This is a genomic window from Thiomonas sp., from assembly GCF_034007205.1.
Taxonomy (GTDB): domain Bacteria; phylum Pseudomonadota; class Gammaproteobacteria; order Burkholderiales; family Burkholderiaceae_C; genus Thiomonas.
Genome location: NZ_JAVERI010000018.1, coordinates 1 through 17,656 on the forward strand (window position 1 = coordinate 1; position 17,656 = coordinate 17,656).

Genomic DNA, 17,656 nt, shown 5'->3' on the forward strand with positions numbered 1-17,656 from the left:
TCTTCAACAACTACCGTCCGCAGTTCTACTTCCGCACCACCGACGTCACCGGCGCGGTGGAGCTGCCCAAGGACAAGGAAATGGTCATGCCCGGCGACAATGTCAGCATCACCGTCAAGCTCATCGCGCCGATTGCGATGGAAGAAGGCCTGCGCTTTGCCATCCGCGAAGGCGGCCGCACCGTCGGCGCCGGCGTCGTGGCGAAGATCATCGAGTAAATCGTTCATCGCAATCGTTCATCGCAATGCACCGACGCCGCATCGACGCTTTGCCGTTTCGTCTGGCGTCGGTTTTCGCTCTTTGAAGGAATCATCATGCAAAACCAGAAAATCCGTATTCGTCTGAAGGCGTTCGATTACAAGCTGATCGACCAATCCGCGATGGAGATCGTCGATACCGCCAAGCGCACGGGCGCCATCGTCAAAGGGCCCGTGCCGCTGCCGACGCGACTGCAGCGCTTCGACATCCTGCGTTCACCCCACGTCAACAAGACCTCGCGCGACCAGCTCGAAATTCGCACCCATCTGCGTCTGATGGACATCGTCGATCCGACGGACAAGACCGTGGATGCGTTGATGAAGCTCGACCTGCCCGCAGGCGTTGATGTCGAAATCAAGTTGCAGTAAACGTTGTGCCTTGCTGCCCGCAGAGCACATGATGTAGAATGGATAGTTTTCTTTCGGGCTGCGCCTGATGGAAAGCAGGCGGCTTGGGGTGGATCTCAAGCCGCTGGTTGACTCAAAATTTGACTCTGGCCGCATGGCCTGGGTCGTTTGAATAACTTACGGGCCTGGCCAATCGCAGCCAGGCAGGAGAAAACAATGAGCTCACATTCAATGGGCCTTGTCACGCGCAAGGTCGGAATGACGCGTGTGTTCACCGACGATGGGGAGTCCATCGCCGTCACCGTGCTGGATGCTTCCGGCAATAGGGTGTCGCAGGTGCGCACGCAGGAAGTGGATGGTTATAGCGCCGTCCAGGTGGCTTTCGGTTCTCGCAAGCCGTCGCGCCTGACCAAGGGCCAGGCGGGCCACCTGGCCAAAGCCGGCGTGGAGCCGGCTGAAATCCTCAAGGAATTCGATCTGCCTGCCGAAAAGGCGGCTGATTACGCGCCTGGTGCCACGGTGCCTGCCTCGTTGTTTCGGGTCGGGCAAATGGTGGATGCGCAAGGCGTCTCTATCGGTAAGGGTTTTGCCGGTTCGATTAAGCGCCACAACTTCTCATCCAATCGTGCGTCTCACGGCAACTCGGTCACCACGCGTGCGCCGGGCTCCATCGGTATGGCGCAGGATCCGGGTCGTGTGTTTCCGGGCAAGCGCATGGCCGGTCAATTGGGCAATGAAACCGTGACCGTGCAGAACCTGGAAGTGGTTCGCATCGACGAAGCGCGCCAGCTCATTCTGGTCAAGGGTGCGGTGCCGGGTTCGCGTTCTGGCTTTGTGTTTCTGCGTCCCGCAGTCAAGTCTGCGGCAGGAGGTCAGTGATGCAACTCGAATTTCTGAATGCGCAGGGCCAGCCTGCCGACAAGTTTGAAGTCAGCCCCGAGGTGTTCGGTCGTGACTTCAACGAAGATCTGGTGCACCAGATCGTGATCGCCTACCAGTCCAATGCGCGCCTGGGCAATCGTGCCCAGAAAGACCGCGCCGTGGTCAAGCACTCGACGCGCAAGCCCTGGAAGCAAAAGGGCACGGGCCGCGCGCGCGCCGGCATGACGTCGTCTCCGCTGTGGCGCGGAGGCGGCAAGATTTTCCCGAATTCGCCCGACGAAAACTTCACGCACAAGGTCAACAAAAAGGCCTACCGCGCGGGTATGCGTTCGCTGTTCTCGCAACTGGCGCGCGAAGGCCGTCTCGTTGTGGTCGACGACTTTACCGTGGAAGCGCCGAAGACCAAGCTGGTTGCCGAGAAGTGCAAGGCGATGGGTTTCGATTCGGTGATGATCATCGCCGATGGCGCGGACGAGAATCTGTTCCTCGCCGCCCGCAATCTGCCGAATGTCCTGGTGGTCGAGCCGCGCTACGCCGATCCGTTGTCCCTCCTGTTCTACAAGAAGGTCGTGATGACCAAGGGGGCGGTCAGCCAACTTCAGGAGATGCTGTCATGACGCAAGCTGTTCTCAATCCCCAGCGCCTGATGCAGGTGCTCAGCGCTCCGGTCATTTCCGAGAAGGCGACGATGCTTGCCGAAAAGCGCAATCAAGTGGTGTTTCGCGTGTTGCGCGACGCGACCAAGCCCGAGATCAAGGCGGCGGTGGAGCTGCTGTTCAAGGTCGATGTCGAGTCGGTGCAGGTCGCCAACATCAAGGGCAAGGTCAAGCGCACCGCGCGTGGCACGGGCCGTCGCAATCATGTCAAGAAAGCCTATGTCTGCCTGAAGGCGGGCCAAGAGCTGAATTTCGCGCAGGAGGGTATCTAAATGCCCGTCGTCAAAGTCAAACCGACCTCGGCCGGTCGTCGCGCCGTCGTCAAGGTCACGCACCCGAATCTGTACAAGGGCGAGCCCGAGCGTTCGCTGCTCGAGCCCCAGTTCCAGAAGGCTGGCCGCAACAACAATGGCCACATCACCACGCGCCATCGCGGCGGCGGTCACAAGCACCATTACCGTGTGGTCGATTTCCGTCGCGACAAGGACGGCATTGCGGCCAAGGTCGAGCGCATCGAATACGACCCGAACCGTACCGCGCACATCGCGCTGCTGTGCTACGCAGACGGCGAGCGCCGCTACATCATCGCGCCGCGCAACCTCGAAGTGGGCGCCATGCTGATGAGCGGTTCCGAAGCGCCGATCCGCGCGGGCAATACCCTGCCGATCCGCAACATTCCGGTGGGCTCGACCATACATTGCGTCGAGATGCAGCCTGGCAAGGGCGCGCAGATCGCCCGTTCAGCCGGTGCTTCTGCCGTACTGCTGGCGCGTGAAGGCATCCACGCTCAGGTGCGCATGCGCTCCGGCGAGGTGCGCCGCATTCACATCGATTGCCGCGCCACGCTGGGCGAGGTGAGCAACGAAGAGCACAACCTGCGCCAATATGGCAAAGCAGGCGCCAAGCGCTGGAAAGGCATTAGGCCGACGGTGCGAGGTGTGGCCATGAACCCGATCGATCACCCGCACGGTGGTGGTGAAGGCAAGACGGGTGAAGGCCGGGTGGCGGTCAGCCCCTGGGGCACGCCGACCAAGGGTTATCGCACCCGCAACAACAAGCGCACGCAGAACATGATCGTGTCGCGTCGTAAGAAGTAAGGGACAGCACATGGCTCGCTCACTCAAAAAAGGTCCATTTTGCGACCAACATCTGCTCAAAAAAGTTGAAGCTGCGGTCAGCACCAAGGACAAGCGTCCGGTCAAGACCTGGTCGCGCCGCTCCACCATCCTGCCGGAATTCATTGGCCTGACGATAGCCGTGCACAACGGCAAGCAGCATGTCCCGGTGTATGTGTCCGACCAGATGGTGGGTCACAAGCTTGGCGAATTCGCGCTGACGCGGACATTCAAAGGACATCCCGCCGATAAAAAGGCGAAGAGGTAAGGCAGACACATGGAAACTCGTGCAACCCTACGCGGCGTTCGCCTCTCGGCCCAAAAGGGCCGGTTGGTGGCGGACCTGATCCGCGGCAAGAAAGTGGACTCCGCTCTGAACATCCTGGAGTTCTCGCCCAAGAAGGCATCGGGCATCATCAAGAAGGTGCTGGAGTCGGCCATCGCCAACGCCGAGCACAACGATGGCGCCGATGTGGACGAACTGAAGGTGACTTCCATCATGGTGGAAGAGGGCGCGACCCTCAAGCGCTTCAGTGCGCGCGCCAAGGGCCGCGGAAACCGCATCAGCAAGCCCACCTGCCACATCTACATTCAAGTCGGGAACTGAGGACGTCATATGGGACAGAAAATTCATCCGACCGGTTTCCGTCTGGCCGTCACCCGTGGCTGGGCTTCGCGCTGGTACGCGCCGAGCACCCAGTACGCCAAGATGCTCAGCGAAGACATCATGGTGCGCGAGTACCTGGCCAAGCGCCTGAAGAACGCCTCGGTGTCGCGGGTGCTCATCGAGCGGCCCGCAAAGAACGCACGCATCACCATTTACAGCGCGCGTCCGGGGGTGGTGATCGGCAAGAAGGGCGAGGACATCGAGAACCTCAAGGCCGAACTCACCAAACGTCTGGGCGTGCCGGTCGCTGTGGACATCGAAGAAGTGCGCAAGCCCGAGATCGACGCCCAACTGATCGCCGATTCCATCACGCAGCAGCTCGAAAAGCGCATTCAGTTCCGCCGCGCCATGAAGCGGGCGATGCAGAACGCCATGCGCATGGGCGCGCAGGGCATCAAGATCATGTCCGCGGGTCGTCTGAACGGCATCGAAATCGCGCGGACCGAGTGGTACCGCGAAGGACGCGTGCCCCTGCAGACCCTGCGCGCCAATATCGATTACGGAACTTCCGAAGCCAAGACGACCTATGGCGTCATCGGCGTGAAGGTTTGGGTTTACAAGGGCGATACGCCGGCCAAGGGCGCCATCGTGCCGACCAAGGCCGAGCCTTCCGCGCCCGAAGAAGATCGCCGCAGCCGCCGTCCCGGTGCAGCCCGGCCGTCCGGCGCTCGCCGCGCCGCGCCGTCTGCCGATGGCGAAAAATCCGTTGCAGTCAAGCGCGTGCGCAAACCGGCCCAGTCTGGCGGTTCGACCGGCGCTTAAGGAGAGATTTGATGCTACAACCCGCACGTCGCAAATACCGCAAAGAGCAGAAGGGCCGCAACACGGGTCTGGCCACCCGCGGCGCCACCGTGGCCTTTGGCGAATTCGGCCTGAAGGCGACCACCCGTGGCCGCATTACCGCTCGCCAGATCGAATCGGCTCGCCGCGCGATTTCCCGTCATGTCAAGCGCGGCGGCCGCATCTGGATTCGCGTGTTCCCGGACAAGCCGATTTCCATCAAACCCGCCGAGGTTCGCATGGGCAACGGCAAGGGCAATCCCGAGTACTACGTGTCGGAAGTTCAGCCTGGCCGTGTGCTGTACGAAATCGAGGGTGTGCCCGAGGCCATCGCCCGCGAGGCTTTCGAGCTCGCCGCCGCCAAGCTGCCGTTCCGCACCATCTTTGTCACGCGCCAGATCGGCGCCTAAGGAGAGCGATATGAAATCGACCGCTCAACTCACCGAACTGCGCGCCAAGGATATTCCTGCGCTGCAGACCGAACTCGACAGTCTGCTCAAGGCCCACTTCAATCTGCGCATGCAGAAGGGCACGCAGCAGCTTCAGAACACGAGCCAGCTCGGCCACACCAAGCGTGCCATCGCACGGGTTCGTACGCTGATTCAAGAAAAGAAGGCCAAGGGTTAAACCATGACTGAACAAAAGAAAGTCCAGCGCACGCTGGTCGGCCGCGTGGTCAGTGACAAGCGCCAGAAGACCGTGACCGTGCTGGTCGAGCGCCGTATTCAGCACCCGATCTATGGCAAGTTCATTGCACGCTCCAAGAAGTACAGCGCGCACGACGAATCCGGCCAGTATCACCTGAACGATGTGGTCGAGATCGCCGAATCGCGCCCGATCTCGAAGACCAAGTCTTGGGTCGTGAACCGTTTGATCACCAAGGGCCAGATCATCTGATCGCGCTGCATCGGCGGTCTTTGCGTGGATTTGATCGTGTTTGATGGTTCGTAGCGCAGGACTCATTGCCCAGCGCTGCAGCAGCGAAAAGTCAAGGCCCATCGCCCGTTAGTTCCGCATCCATGCGGGGCATGCGGGCGATGGGCTTTTTCGCATGACGAGAGCGTGTCAGGATTGCTTGCAGGTCTTTCCAGCGCATACGGCTCCCAGGGTGTCGTCATCGGCGCATGGGACTACAGTATCGGCAGGGCACACAATGCCTCGGCCCCAGCCAAGACCCCATCAGGCCTTGCACGAGGCGGTCCTATAACAACGCTTGAATGGAGACGCAATGAAAGCCTCAGCATCCACCGCACCGGCTGCGACCACGCCCGAGTGCTCACTGTCCTACATCCACCCCGAAGCCGACAGCCCCTGGTTGACCTATCTTGCACAGGTTGACCGGGTATTGCCGCACCTGGGCCATCTGGCCCGCTGGGGAGAGACCTTGAAGCGGCCGAAGCGCGCGCTCATCGTCGATGTGCCGATCGAGATGGACGATGGCACGGTGCGGCATTTCGAAGGCTATCGTGTGCAGCACAACCTGTCGCGGGGGCCGGGCAAGGGCGGGGTGCGCTATCACCCGAACGTCACCCTGGAAGAGGTGATGGCGCTGTCGGCCTGGATGACCATCAAGAACGCCGCTGTCGGCCTGCCTTATGGCGGTGCGAAGGGCGGGATCCGCGTGGCCCCTGCAGAACTCTCGCGCAAGGAATTGGAGCGGTTGACCCGGCGTTATACCAGCGAAATCGGGATCATCATCGGCCCGCAGCAGGACATTCCTGCGCCCGACGTCAACACCAACGGGCAGATCATGGCCTGGATGATGGATACCTATTCCATGAACGTCGGGGCCACGGCCACCGGCGTCGTCACGGGAAAGCCCATTCCATTGGGAGGCTCTCTGGGACGAGTCAAGGCTACCGGCAGGGGGGTATACATCACGGGCCAGGAAGCGCTGCGTCGACTCGGGTACGACATCGAGGGCCTGCGCATTGCCGTGCAGGGTTTTGGCAATGTCGGGGGCACAGCGGCGGAATTGTTCGCAAAGGCGGGGGCGCGAATCGTGGCCGTGCAAGACCATACGGGTTCCATCGTTGCAGAAAAAGGGCTGGACGTCGCGGCCTTGCAGTCGCATGTGAACGATCATGGCGGCATCGCGGGTTTCACTGGCGCGCAAAGTGTTCCGGACGCCGATTTCTGGCTGGTACCGTGTGATGTATTGATTCCTGCCGCGCTGGAGGGTCAGATTACGCCCGAGCGAGCCAGCAAGACGACGGCCAAACTGATCCTGGAAGGTGCCAACGGCCCGACTCTTCCCGCGGCGGATGATGTGCTTGCCAGCCGGGGCATCCTGGTGGTGCCCGATGTGATCTGCAATGCGGGGGGTGTCACTGTGTCGTACTTCGAGTGGGTGCAGGACTTCTCGAGCTTTTTCTGGGATGAGGACGACATCAACGACCGCCTCGACAAGATTCTCGGCAATGCACTTGCCCGCATCTGGGATGTGGCCGATGATCTCAAAATCAGCCTGCGTACCGCGGCCTTCGTGGTCGCTTGCGAGCGCGTGCTGCAGGCACGGGAAGAACGCGGGCTGTACCCTTGAAGCGGTACCGTCAGGGCTTGCTCGGGACAACCGCGCTGCCCCTGTCTGCAGGCGGCGCGGTGGAAACAGCGGTTCGGCCCCACGAAGCGCGCAAACCGTCGAACAGAAAGACCGCAAGGCCCGTCCAGACCAGGCCGAAGCCGATCATTTTCGCCGTGGCGAAGGGTTCGTGATACAGCCAGACCCCCAGCGCCAACTGCAGGCTGGGGGTGATGTACTGCAAGACCCCCAGCAGGGTCATCGACATGCGGCGCGCGCCCGCCGCGAACAACAGCAAGGGAATGGTGGTGATCGGGCCCGCCGCCACCAGCAGCGCGCGTGTGGAGAGGTCGGCCGTCGCAAACGCATTCGAACCCTGCAGGCTCAACCAGAACAGATACGCCACGGCCAGCGGAAACAACACCGCAGTCTCCACGGCGAGGCCTTCGAGCGCACCCAGCGGCGCGGTTTTTCTGAGCAGCGCGTAGCTGCCGAAGGTGAGCGCCAGGCTGAGACTGATCCAGGGCACATGGCCGACTTCGATGGCCATGACCGTCACGCCCGCGGCGGCAATCGCCAGCGCTGTCCACTGCAGCCCGCGCAGGCGCTCATGCAACAAAACGGACCCCAGCGCCACATTGACCAGCGGATTGATGTAGTAGCCCAGACTGGCATCGACCACGTGGCTGCTGTTGACCGCCCAGATGTAGATGCCCCAATTCCCCGACAGCAGCACGGCGCTGAGGGCGAAGCGTGCAAACAGGGCGGGCTGTTCGCGCAGCAGCCGCATCCAGGCCCAGCGCTTGAGCACGGCCAGCAGCAAGACGACGACCAGCAGCGACCACGCCATGCGGTGCGCGAGGATCTGCAGAGAGGGAATCTGTTGGAGCGCCTTGAAGTAAAGCGGAAACAGGCCCCAGATGACGTACGCCGCCAGGGCGTATACAACGCCGGAATTCATGTGAACGGATTCGTTATGGTGAGGCGGCCCATGAAAGACGTGAGCAAAGCAAGCGGCACACTGTACCTGTGGCCGCGAGAACTTGCTGGAGGTTCCCGCTGCGTGACGGCAATCGTGGGAACAGATCAAGGTCTGCGGGCGGATCAGACGTTGAACAGGAAATGCAGCACGTCGCCGTCTTTGACGATGTAGTCCTTGCCTTCGGCGCGCATCTTGCCCGCATCCTTGGCGCCTTGTTCGCCGCCGTACTGGATGAAATCGTCGAAGGCGATGGTCTGGGCGCGGATGAAACCGCGCTCGAAATCGGTGTGAATCACTGCGGCGGCCTGCGGTGCGGTGGCGCCGACGCGCACCGTCCAGGCACGCACTTCCTTCACGCCTGCGGTGAAGTAGGTTTGCAGGCCCAGCAGTTTGAAAGCGGCGCGAATCAGTCGGTTCAACCCGGGCTCTTCCAGCCCCAGGTCGGCGAGGAAGGCCTGTTTTTCCTCCGCTTCGAGCCCAGCCAGTTCGCTCTCCAGTTTGGCGCAAATCGTCACGACCGGCGCGTTTTCCTGGGCTGCATACTCGCGCAGCCGGTCCAGGTGGGGGTTGTTCTCGAAACCGTCTTCCATCACATTGCCGACGAACATGGCGGGCTTGGCCGTGATGAGGCACAGCGGGGCGAGCAGGGCCTGCTCCTCGGCATCGAGCCCGAGGGCGCGCACCGGGCGGGCCTCGTTGAGCGCGGGAATGATGCGTTCGATCACTTCGGCCATGCGCTTGGCTTCCTTGTCGCCCGCCCGTCCCTGCTTGTTCACGCGGTGCAGGGACTTCTCCGCCGTGCCCAGATCGGCCAGGCAGAGCTCGGTCTGGATCACCGCGATGTCCGAAATCGGATCGACCCGCCCCGCGACATGGATCACGTTGGGGTCTTCGAAGCAACGCACCACGTTGATGATGGCATCGGTCTCGCGGATATGCGCCAGAAACTGATTGCCCAGCCCTTCGCCCTGGCTCGCGCCCGCGACCAGACCGGCAATATCGACGAACTCGACCACCGCGGGCACGATGCGCTGCGGCTTGACGATGGCCGCGAGCTGATCGAGGCGCGGATCGGGCAATTCGACGATGCCGGTGTTGGGCTCGATGGTGCAGAAGGGATAGTTTTCCGCCGGAATCGCGCTTTGGGTCAGCGCGTTGAAAAGGGTGGACTTGCCCACGTTGGGCAGGCCCACGATGCCGCATTTCAGGCTCATGGTGTGGGGAGGGTGGGCGCACAGGATCGCGCGCGAAACTGCCAATTGTAGGGTGGTAGACCTAATGCTCGACGTGCACCCGCAGTCCCGCAACCCACTGATGACCCGATTCGCCGCCTGGATTCTGGATATGCTGGATGTCGGGCTGCACGTAGAAGTGAGGGGCGAGCTGCAGCGAGTAAACCGCCTCGATCACGGTTTCGCTGGGCAGCGCCTGCAGACGCGCCTGTGCCATGCCGATGGTCAGCACGTCGGCTGGGCGTGCGGCATTCAGCCCCTGGATCCGCACGCCTGCGCCGATATAGCCGCGCACCGGGTTGGACGCCGCCGGGCTCCAGCCGCCTTGCAGGAAAGCGGCCCATTCGTGTCGGCTGGCCTTTTTCCAACGCCATTCATTGACCGCATACAGGCCGCCGCTGTCGGCGCCGTAGGCGTCCTCGTTTTGCTGCAGATGCCAGGCGCCGAGTTTCAGCGTGCCCTGGACGTGTTCGTCGCCGCCCCAGGAGCGATCGGCTTCGGCGATCCACAGCGCGCCGCGATGCAGCGCCCCCGTCATGCCGGGCGGGTCGCCCTGCCACACGCCCGCCTGCGCAGACCAGCCCTTGCCCAGATCGAGCCCGCCCATCAATCCCAGGCCGGGGTTGGGGAAGGTGGCGATATCGGCATTCGAGGTCAAGGTGGGGGCAATGCCGAAGGAGGCATTGTGGAGATGGCCGGCGACCTCGGTGGTGTCGAAGGTGTTGTTGACATCCATGATGCCACCCTGCAGGAACCCCGGGCCGAATTGCTGGCGGTAGCTCAGTTGATACAGGCGCAGGAAATTGGGCGCCCAGAGATTGCTCGGCAGTTGCACCGTGTCGGTCACGGTTTCCAGATTGCCGTTGCTGCGCAGGCCCATGAGCATGAAATCGAACTGGCCGCCGCGCCACCAGCCAGCCTGCGAGGTGTCGAGTGTGAGTGCGGCTTGAAACGCGGCGACAGAAACGGCCTGGCGCTTGCCGCGGCCACCCACGACGCCGAGCGTTTCCGCATCGAGGTGCAGCGAAGTGCTCAAGCCCCGGCTCCAGCTTTGTCCCGGAGGGGTGATGGGCGCAGTGAAAGGCGCGAGCTGAAGGTTGGCCTCGGAGGTCTGCGCCGCTGCGGGCTGCCAGAAAGCTGCGCCAAACAGGGCGCAAAGCAGATATCCGGGCGTTGAGCTTTTCGCGCGTGCAAGCATGTCGATTGATCGCAGATACTAACTAAACGTATTTGCGATCATGCCTGGGTGGACTGTTGATGATCCGAAACCAGGCGGCCGTCGAGTAGTTCGAGCACGCGGTCGCAACGGGCGGCGATGCGCGGGTCGTGCGTGACCAGCAACACGGCGCAGCCGAAGGTCTGGTTGAAGCGGCGGAACAGCGCGAACACATCATCGGCGCTGTGCGAATCGAGGTTGCCCGTGGGCTCGTCGGCCAGCAGGATGGGCGGACGGATCATCAGGGCGCGGGCGATGGCCACGCGTTGTTGTTGGCCTCCCGAGAGTTCGGTCGGGTGTTTGTGCGCATGCATCGCCAGCCCGACGGCGTCGAGCAATTCGAGGGCGTGGTCGCGCGTGGCGGCGTCGGGTTTCGCCCCGCCGAGCAGCGCGGGCATCATCACGTTGTCGATGACGCTGAAGGCGTTGATGAGGTGATGGAATTGGAACACGAAGCCGAGCGAGCGCCCGCGCAGCGCCGTGCGCTCGGCATCGTTCAGGCCCACGGTGGGGCGGCCCTGGACGTGAACTTCGCCGTGGGTCGGCGTGTCGAGCAGGCCGATGAGGTTGAGCAGGGTGCTCTTGCCCGAGCCGGACGGACCGATGAGCGCGGCAAACTCGCCGCCATGCAGGGTCAGGTCGATGCCATGCAGCACTTCGACTTCGAGCGGCGTGCCCACGCCATAGGCCTTGCGCAGGCCTTCGAGGTGCAATACGGGCTTCGGGTTTGCGCAGGAGGGCGGAGCAGCGAGGGGCATCGACGGGTGTCAGACGGTGCGGATGGCTTCGACCGGATCGAGGCGCGAGGCGCGCCGCGCCGGGGCGAATGCGGCGATGACGCCCGCCAGCGTGGCGATCAGCATGGCCTGCGGCACCAGCCAGGGGCTGATGGTGACCGGGAACAGCCGCGGCCCCGAGGTGTTGAACACATAGACCAGACTGACCCCGAGCAGGGCGCCGACGGTGGAGCCGATCAGGCCGAGTACTCCGCCCTGGATGAGAAACACCGTCATCATGCGCACCCGCGTGGCGCCCATGGCGCGCAGGATGCCGATTTCGCGCGTGCGCTGCACCACGCTCACCGCCAGCACGCTGGCGATGCCCAGAGCGACCGAGAGCGCAATCGCCAGGCGGATGATGTTGGTCGACAGCGACTGCGAGCTCAGGGCGTTGAGCAACTGGCTGTTGGTCGTCATCCAGCTCTCGGCCTTGACGTCGAAGGTGCGGGCGATGCGCGCGGCGATGGCCTGGGCGCTGAACAGATCGTGCACGCTCAGGTCGATTTCGGTGATGGCGCCGGGCAGGCCCAGCAGGGTTTGCGCCTGCTGCAGGCCGAGATAGACCTGGCGCTCGTCCACATCGCGCACGCCCATGGTGAAAATGCCGGCCACGCGGTAGGCCTGCGCCTGACCCGCTGGGCCGGTCAGGCGCAGGGTGTCGCCGACCGACAGCCCGAGATCGGAGGCCAGGCGCGAGCCGATGAGAATTTTCTCTGCGCCAACGGCAAACTGCCCGGCGACGATGTCCGTGTCCACGGGAATGATGCGCACATAGCTCGACGGCTCGATGCCGAGAATGGCCACGGCGCGCACCGCATTGCCGCGCTGAGCGAAGGCCGGGCCCGACACCAGAGGGGTGGCGGCTTTCACATCGGGCATGGCGCGTATGGCATGGAGCACGGCGGCGGCGTTGTCGATGCCGCGCAGGCGTTGCGGGCGCGGGTCGATGCGCGAGAGATAAACCGTATCCGGCGCGGGCGGCGGGGTCAGCGGCACGAGGTCGGGCGCCTTCACCACGATCTGCGGCTGGCTGCCCAGGGTGCGATTGACGATATTGCCTTGCAGCCCGGTGACCAGCGCGGTGATGAACACGATCACCGCCGAGCCCACGGCGATGCCGATGAGAATGAGCAGGGTTTGCGCGCGTCCATCCCGCAGGAACTGCAAAGCGATATTCCAGGACAGACGCATGAGGTCGAACATCGTGCTCAGCGGCCCGGCACGGGCAGGTCATTGCCGGTCGCCGTGGCGCTGGCGGCCGCGGCGGGCAGGGGCAGGCGTTGCAGGCGCACGCGCTCGCCCGCCTGCACGCTGGCGCCGCCGATGACGGCCTCGCCCGCGGTCAGCCCCGAGGTGACCTGCGTGAGCGTCAAGCCGCGCAGCCCTAGCCTCACCTGCTGCGGCTCGGCGCGGCCGTCGCGCAGCACCAGCACCGTGGCGTGATCGCCGTCCACCTTGCGCAAGGCTTCGTTGGGCACGACCAGGGTGCTTTCGCGCTGCGCCGTGACGATGTCGGCCGACACCGTCATGTCCTGCTTCAGCCAGGCCGGCGGATCGGGTACGCGCAGGCGCACTTCCAGCGTGCCGGTGGTGCGATCGACCTGCGGGGCGAGAAAGTTCACCTGCGCCTTGAAGCTGCGGTCGGGATAGGCATCGGCCACGCAGCGGGCCTGCTGGCCGATCTGCAGATGGCCGATGCTCTGCTCATTGACCGGCAGCAGGATTTCGGTGGCGCCGTCCATCGCCAGGGTGAAAAGCGGCTGGCCGGGCGTGACCGTGTCACCCACTTCCACATTGCGCGAGAGCACCACGCCAGACACCCCGGCGCGCACCACATTGCGCGCATTCACCGCGCTGGCGGCATTGAGCGCCGCTTCGAGCACGCGTTGCTGCGCGCCGCCGGGGGCCACGGCGGCGTAGGCCGCCTGCGCGCTGTCGCGCTGCTGGCGGGCGTTGCGCAGCGCAGTTTGCGCCTGTTCGAGCTGTTGCGCCGAGCCGCCTCCGGCGTCGAACACGCCTTGCGCGCGCTTGTAGTCGCGTTCGGCCTGTTCGAGCTGCACCCTGGCCTGCGCCAACGCGGCGGCGGCCTGGGGGCGAGTCTGCTCGATCAACTGCCGCAGCGCGGCGCGGGCCTGTTCGAGCTGGGCGGTGGTTTGGTCGGCGCGCAGTTCGAGCAAGACCTGCCCGGCCCTGACGTGCTCACCGCGATCCACCAGACGCTTGACCACCGTGCCGGTGATTTCGCTGGCCACCTGCACTCTGGAGGGGGTGATGACATAGCCGGTGGCCACCACGTTCTGCACCAGATGCCGCGCCTCGATCCTGTACCCGGCGACTTCCGGCGCGCGGCTGCGCCACCACAGCACGGCTGCCACCACGGCCAGCGCGAGCAGCACCCAAAGCAGGCGCGACCAGGAAAATAGGGAGGTTTTGGGCGAGGCGGGCATCGGTGCAGAGACAAAGAGATTCAAGGCCGGAAGCAGCGGCCAAGCCAAAGATCGGCATCATAAAGAGTCGACAAGTCTCGCACGGAAGGGTTGCTCTTCAGCCGCAGTCGCTGTTGCGCTGCGACAAAATGCGCACACATAGTGAGCCGCTTTGAGTCGACCTTGAGTCGAACAGTCCGCTTGTTGTTTTTCCCGGCCTTGCCAGCACGCGCCCGTTCTGCTTCAATGAAAGCCTGCAAACGCAAACAGCCATGACCGCAAACCGCTTTTTCTTTTTTGGTTTTTGGTACTTCTCGCACCGCACCGGCGGAGGGAGAGGCTCAAGCGTGACCTGACACGACAGCTCGAAATCCTCAAAAACCGCCGGCCAGCCCGGCGGTTTTTTTTCGCCGGGCGGTTGGCGCAAAACCAGGCCAAGCCCATGTTCGATAACCGCTCAACTCCAGAATCTGCCGCGCTTGCAGCGGCTAGCCCATCCACCCTCACCGCAGGAGCGCTTCCGATGCAGTCCAAGACCGCCGCAGAGTCTTTGCACAAACCGCAGGAGGACAAGACCTCCCGCACCGACAACGCCCGCATCAAACACATCGTGCCCTTGCCGCCGCCCGAGCATCTGATCCGCTTCTTTCCCATCGCCGACACGCCGGTGGAAACGCTGGTGGCCGATACCCGCCACGCGCTGCATCGCATCATCCACGGTGAGGACGACCGGCTGCTGCTCATCATCGGGCCATGCTCGATCCACGACCCGAAGGCGGCGCTCGACTATGCGCAGCGGCTGGCGGTGCTGCGCCGCCAGCATGCGGGCGAACTGGAAATCGTCATGCGGGTGTATTTCGAGAAGCCGCGCACCACGGTGGGCTGGAAAGGGTTGATCAACGACCCCTATCTGGACGAGAGTTTTCGCATCGACGAGGGGTTGCGCATCGCCCGCGAGCTGCTGATCGACATCAACCGCCTGGGCGTGCCCGCGGGCAGCGAATTCCTCGACGTGATTTCGCCGCAATACATCGCCGACCTCATTTCCTGGGGGGCCATCGGCGCACGCACCACCGAAAGCCAGGTGCACCGCGAGCTGGCCTCGGGGCTGAGCGCGCCCATCGGGTTCAAGAACGGCACCGACGGCAGCCTGCGCATTGCCATCGACGCGATTCACGCCGCGCGCCGTCCTCACTCGTTTCTCTCGGTGCACAAGAACGGGCAGGTGGCCATCGTGCAGACCCGCGGCAACAAGGACACCCACGTCATCCTGCGCGGCGGCAAGACGCCCAACTACGACGCCGCCAGCGTGCGCGAAGCCTGCGAGGCGCTTGCGGAAGCCAAGCTCGACTGCCGCCTGATGATCGACTGCTCGCACGCCAACAGCGCCAAGCAGCACCTGCGGCAGCTCGATGTGGCGCGCGACATTGCCGCGCAGCTTGCAGCGGGCGAGCGCTGCATTTTCGGCGTGATGGCCGAGAGTCATCTGGTGGGGGGCGCGCAGAAATTCAGCGCGGGCAAGGACGATCCGGCCAGGCTCATCTACGGCCAGAGCATCACCGACGCCTGCCTGCCGTGGGACGATTCGGTCGAACTGGTGCGGATGCTGGCCGACGGCGTGAAGGCGCGGCGCAAACACAGACCGGCCAGGTAAGCTTTAGCGTTCGCTTTGACTACTTGCAGGAGATCCCATGCCCGCCATCCGCATCGATCTATTCGAGGGCCGCAGCCCCGAAGTGAAGAAGCAGCTCGTCGAGAACATCACCCAGGCCGTGGTCGATACGCTCGATTGTTCGCCCGACGCGGTGGACATCATTCTCAACGAAGTGCCCAAATCGCACTGGGCCACCGGCGGCAAGCTGTGGAGCGAGCCGCGCGAATGATCGAGACTTCAAAGACTCCGACCGCTGTATTGCTGAACTAAAAGTATCGAATCATTCAACTTTCTCTGGCATTCACTGGCAGAGAATTAGTTAATAAACTCTCCCCGAATTTCGCGCCCCAATCGCGGGCAAACGATGAGGAGAGTGATTCATGGCCAGGATGCGTGCGGTCGATGCCGCGGTTTCAGTGCTGGAGAAGGAAGGCGTGCATCAGGCCTTCGGCGTGCCCGGCGCGGCGATCAACCCGCTGTACTGCGCGCTGCGCGACAACGGCCATATCGCGCATGTGCTGGCGCGCCACGTCGAGGCGGCGTCGCACATGGCCGAGGGCTATACCCGCGCCGCGCCGGGGAACATCGGCGTGTGCATCGGCACCTCGGGCCCTGCGGGCACCGACATGATCACCGGGCTGTATTCGGCCAGCGCCGACTCCATTCCCATTCTGTGCATCACCGGCCAGGCGCCGCGCGCGCGGCTGTACAAGGAAGACTTTCAGGCCGTGGACATCGAGTCCATCGCCAAGCCCGTGTGCAAGTGGGCGGTGACGGTGCGCGAGCCCGCGCTGGTGCCGCGTGTGTTTCAGCAGGCCTTCCATGTGATGCGCTCGGGCCGTCCGGGGCCGGTGCTGATCGATCTGCCGCTGGATGTGCAGCTCGCCGAAATCGAGTTCGATCCCGACACCTACGCGCCGCTGGCGGTCTACAAGCCCACGGCGACGCGCGCGCAGATCGAAATGGCGCTGGACCTGCTCGACGGCTCCGAGCGCCCACTGATCGTCGCCGGAGGTGGAGTGATCAACGCCGACGCTTCCGATCTGCTGGTGCAATTCGCCGAGCTGACCGGCGTGCCGGTGATTCCCACGCTGATGGGCTGGGGCGCGATCGGCGACAGCCATCCGCTGATGGCCGGCATGGTCGGTCTGCAAACCTCGCACCGCGGCGGCAACGCCAATCTGCTCGCCTCCGACTTCGTGCTGGGCATCGGCAACCGCTGGGCCAACCGTCATACCGGCTCGCCCGAGGTCTATGCCAAGGGCCGCAGGATCGTGCATGTGGACATCGAGCCCACGCAGATCGGCCGGGTGTTCATGCCCGACTACGGCATCGCCTCCGACGCCAAGGCCGCGCTGGAACTGTTCATCGCCGTGGGGCGCGAGCGCAGGGCCGCAGGCCGGCTCAAGGACCGCAGCGCCTGGGCGGTGGCCTGCCGCGAGCGCGTGCAGACGATGTTGCGCAAGTGGGACTACGCGCAGATTCCCATCAAGCCGCACCGGGTCTACAAGGAGATGGTCGAGTTCTTCGACGCCAATACGCGCTATGTCACCACCATCGGCCTGTCGCAAATCGCCGCGGCGCAGTTGCTTAAGGTGGAAAAACCGCGCCACTGGATCAACGCCGGGCAGGCTGGGCCGCTGGGCTGGACCCTGCCCGCGGCGCTGGGCGTGCGCGTGGCCGATCCGACCGCCGAGGTGGTGGCGATATCCGGCGACTACGATTTTCAGTTCCTCATCGAGGAACTGGCGGTGGGTGCGCAGTTCAAGCTGCCCTATATCCACATCGTGGTCAACAACTCGTATCTGGGACTGATCCGCCAGGGCCAGCGCCAGTTCGACATGGACTATTGCGTGCAGCTCTCGTTCGACAACGTCAATTCGCCCGAGGTCAACGGCTATGGCGTCGACTTTGTCAAGGTGACCGAGGGGCTGGGCTGCAAGGCCATCCGCGTGTTCGATCCCAACCAGATTCAGCCGGCGCTAACCGCAGCGCGGCAGTGGATGAAGGAGTTTGCCGTTCCCGTGGTGGTCGAGATCATTCTGGAGCGCGTGACCAATATCGCCATGGGCGCCGAAATCGACGCCATCACCGAATTCGATCCCGTCGTCGACCTGCAACCCGCCGAAGCCTGAGGAGCC

Annotated in this window: 22 protein-coding genes; 16 read left to right on the forward strand and 6 right to left on the reverse strand. The window is 63.7% G+C overall.

Annotation, left to right across the window (positions count from 1 at the left end; genetic code table 11):
• From RBR52_RS13080 to RBR52_RS13140, 13 genes are all read left to right on the forward strand, one after another.
• On the forward strand, positions 1-218 hold a 218-nt coding region (locus RBR52_RS13080; RefSeq protein ID WP_320377722.1), incomplete at its 5' end, for an elongation factor Tu.
• A 96-nt stretch (positions 219-314) separates the two neighbouring features.
• Complete coding sequence (gene rpsJ / locus RBR52_RS13085; RefSeq protein WP_013107280.1) at positions 315-626, forward strand: 30S ribosomal protein S10; 312 nt, start codon at positions 315-317, stop codon at positions 624-626.
• A 195-nt stretch (positions 627-821) separates the two neighbouring features.
• Complete coding sequence (rplC, locus tag RBR52_RS13090) at positions 822-1,484, forward strand: 50S ribosomal protein L3 (protein WP_320377772.1); 663 nt, start codon at positions 822-824, stop codon at positions 1,482-1,484.
• On the forward strand, positions 1,484-2,104 hold the full coding sequence (gene rplD, locus RBR52_RS13095) for a 50S ribosomal protein L4 (RefSeq protein ID WP_320377723.1): 621 nt from the start codon (positions 1,484-1,486) through the stop codon (positions 2,102-2,104). Before rplC ends, rplD begins: the two co-directional genes overlap by 1 nt.
• Positions 2,101-2,415, forward strand: a complete 315-nt coding sequence (gene rplW, locus RBR52_RS13100) for a 50S ribosomal protein L23 (protein WP_320377724.1) — start codon at positions 2,101-2,103, stop codon at positions 2,413-2,415. The genes rplD and rplW overlap by 4 nt, the downstream gene beginning before the upstream one ends.
• On the forward strand, positions 2,416-3,240 hold the full coding sequence (gene rplB / locus RBR52_RS13105; protein WP_320377725.1) for a 50S ribosomal protein L2: 825 nt from the start codon (positions 2,416-2,418) through the stop codon (positions 3,238-3,240). It abuts the gene before it with no gap.
• Between the two features lie 10 nt (positions 3,241-3,250).
• On the forward strand, positions 3,251-3,526 hold the full coding sequence (rpsS, locus tag RBR52_RS13110; RefSeq protein WP_320377726.1) for a 30S ribosomal protein S19: 276 nt from the start codon (positions 3,251-3,253) through the stop codon (positions 3,524-3,526).
• 9 nt (positions 3,527-3,535) lie between these two features.
• Positions 3,536-3,865, forward strand: coding sequence for a 50S ribosomal protein L22 (gene rplV, locus RBR52_RS13115; protein WP_320377727.1), 330 nt, complete (start codon positions 3,536-3,538; stop codon positions 3,863-3,865).
• A 9-nt stretch (positions 3,866-3,874) separates the two neighbouring features.
• A complete protein-coding gene (gene rpsC, locus RBR52_RS13120) occupies positions 3,875-4,687 on the forward strand; it encodes a 30S ribosomal protein S3 (protein WP_320377728.1) in 813 nt (270 codons plus the stop codon).
• An 11-nt stretch (positions 4,688-4,698) separates the two neighbouring features.
• Positions 4,699-5,115, forward strand: a complete 417-nt coding sequence (gene rplP, locus RBR52_RS13125) for a 50S ribosomal protein L16 (RefSeq protein WP_013107272.1) — start codon at positions 4,699-4,701, stop codon at positions 5,113-5,115.
• Positions 5,116-5,125: 10 nt separating this feature from the next.
• Entirely contained in the window at positions 5,126-5,332 is a 207-nt protein-coding gene (rpmC, locus tag RBR52_RS13130) for a 50S ribosomal protein L29 (RefSeq protein WP_320377729.1), read from the forward strand.
• 3 nt (positions 5,333-5,335) lie between these two features.
• On the forward strand, positions 5,336-5,602 hold the full coding sequence (gene rpsQ, locus RBR52_RS13135; protein ID WP_320377730.1) for a 30S ribosomal protein S17: 267 nt from the start codon (positions 5,336-5,338) through the stop codon (positions 5,600-5,602).
• Between the two features lie 331 nt (positions 5,603-5,933).
• A complete protein-coding gene (locus RBR52_RS13140) occupies positions 5,934-7,247 on the forward strand; it encodes a Glu/Leu/Phe/Val dehydrogenase (RefSeq protein ID WP_320377773.1) in 1,314 nt (437 codons plus the stop codon).
• Positions 7,248-7,257: 10 nt separating this feature from the next.
• Here RBR52_RS13140 and rarD read toward each other — a convergent pair whose 3' ends face one another.
• From rarD to RBR52_RS13170, 6 genes are all read right to left on the reverse strand, one after another.
• Entirely contained in the window at positions 7,258-8,187 is a 930-nt protein-coding gene (gene rarD / locus RBR52_RS13145; protein WP_320377731.1) for an EamA family transporter RarD, read from the reverse strand.
• Between the two features lie 143 nt (positions 8,188-8,330).
• Positions 8,331-9,422, reverse strand: coding sequence for a redox-regulated ATPase YchF (ychF, locus tag RBR52_RS13150; RefSeq protein WP_320377732.1), 1,092 nt, complete (start codon positions 9,420-9,422; stop codon positions 8,331-8,333).
• A 61-nt stretch (positions 9,423-9,483) separates the two neighbouring features.
• Complete coding sequence (locus RBR52_RS13155; RefSeq protein WP_320377733.1) at positions 9,484-10,476, reverse strand: carbohydrate porin; 993 nt, start codon at positions 10,474-10,476, stop codon at positions 9,484-9,486.
• 200 nt (positions 10,477-10,676) lie between these two features.
• On the reverse strand, positions 10,677-11,414 hold the full coding sequence (locus RBR52_RS13160) for an ABC transporter ATP-binding protein (RefSeq protein ID WP_320377734.1): 738 nt from the start codon (positions 11,412-11,414) through the stop codon (positions 10,677-10,679).
• Positions 11,415-11,423: 9 nt separating this feature from the next.
• Positions 11,424-12,638, reverse strand: coding sequence for an ABC transporter permease (locus RBR52_RS13165; protein WP_320377735.1), 1,215 nt, complete (start codon positions 12,636-12,638; stop codon positions 11,424-11,426).
• Between the two features lie 5 nt (positions 12,639-12,643).
• Positions 12,644-13,882 (reverse strand): efflux RND transporter periplasmic adaptor subunit, encoded by a 1,239-nt coding sequence (locus RBR52_RS13170; RefSeq protein WP_320377736.1) that lies wholly within the window; start codon positions 13,880-13,882, stop codon positions 12,644-12,646.
• Positions 13,883-14,384: 502 nt separating this feature from the next.
• Here RBR52_RS13170 and RBR52_RS13175 point away from each other — a divergent pair.
• The 3 genes from RBR52_RS13175 (at position 14,385) to gcl (ending at position 17,650) form a co-directional block, all read left to right on the forward strand.
• Positions 14,385-15,515, forward strand: a complete 1,131-nt coding sequence (locus RBR52_RS13175) for a 3-deoxy-7-phosphoheptulonate synthase (protein WP_320377737.1) — start codon at positions 14,385-14,387, stop codon at positions 15,513-15,515.
• Positions 15,516-15,552: 37 nt separating this feature from the next.
• On the forward strand, positions 15,553-15,744 hold the full coding sequence (locus RBR52_RS13180) for a 4-oxalocrotonate tautomerase (RefSeq protein WP_320377738.1): 192 nt from the start codon (positions 15,553-15,555) through the stop codon (positions 15,742-15,744).
• A 151-nt stretch (positions 15,745-15,895) separates the two neighbouring features.
• Positions 15,896-17,650, forward strand: coding sequence for a glyoxylate carboligase (gcl, locus tag RBR52_RS13185; protein ID WP_320377739.1), 1,755 nt, complete (start codon positions 15,896-15,898; stop codon positions 17,648-17,650).
• Positions 17,651-17,656 lie beyond the last annotated feature (6 nt).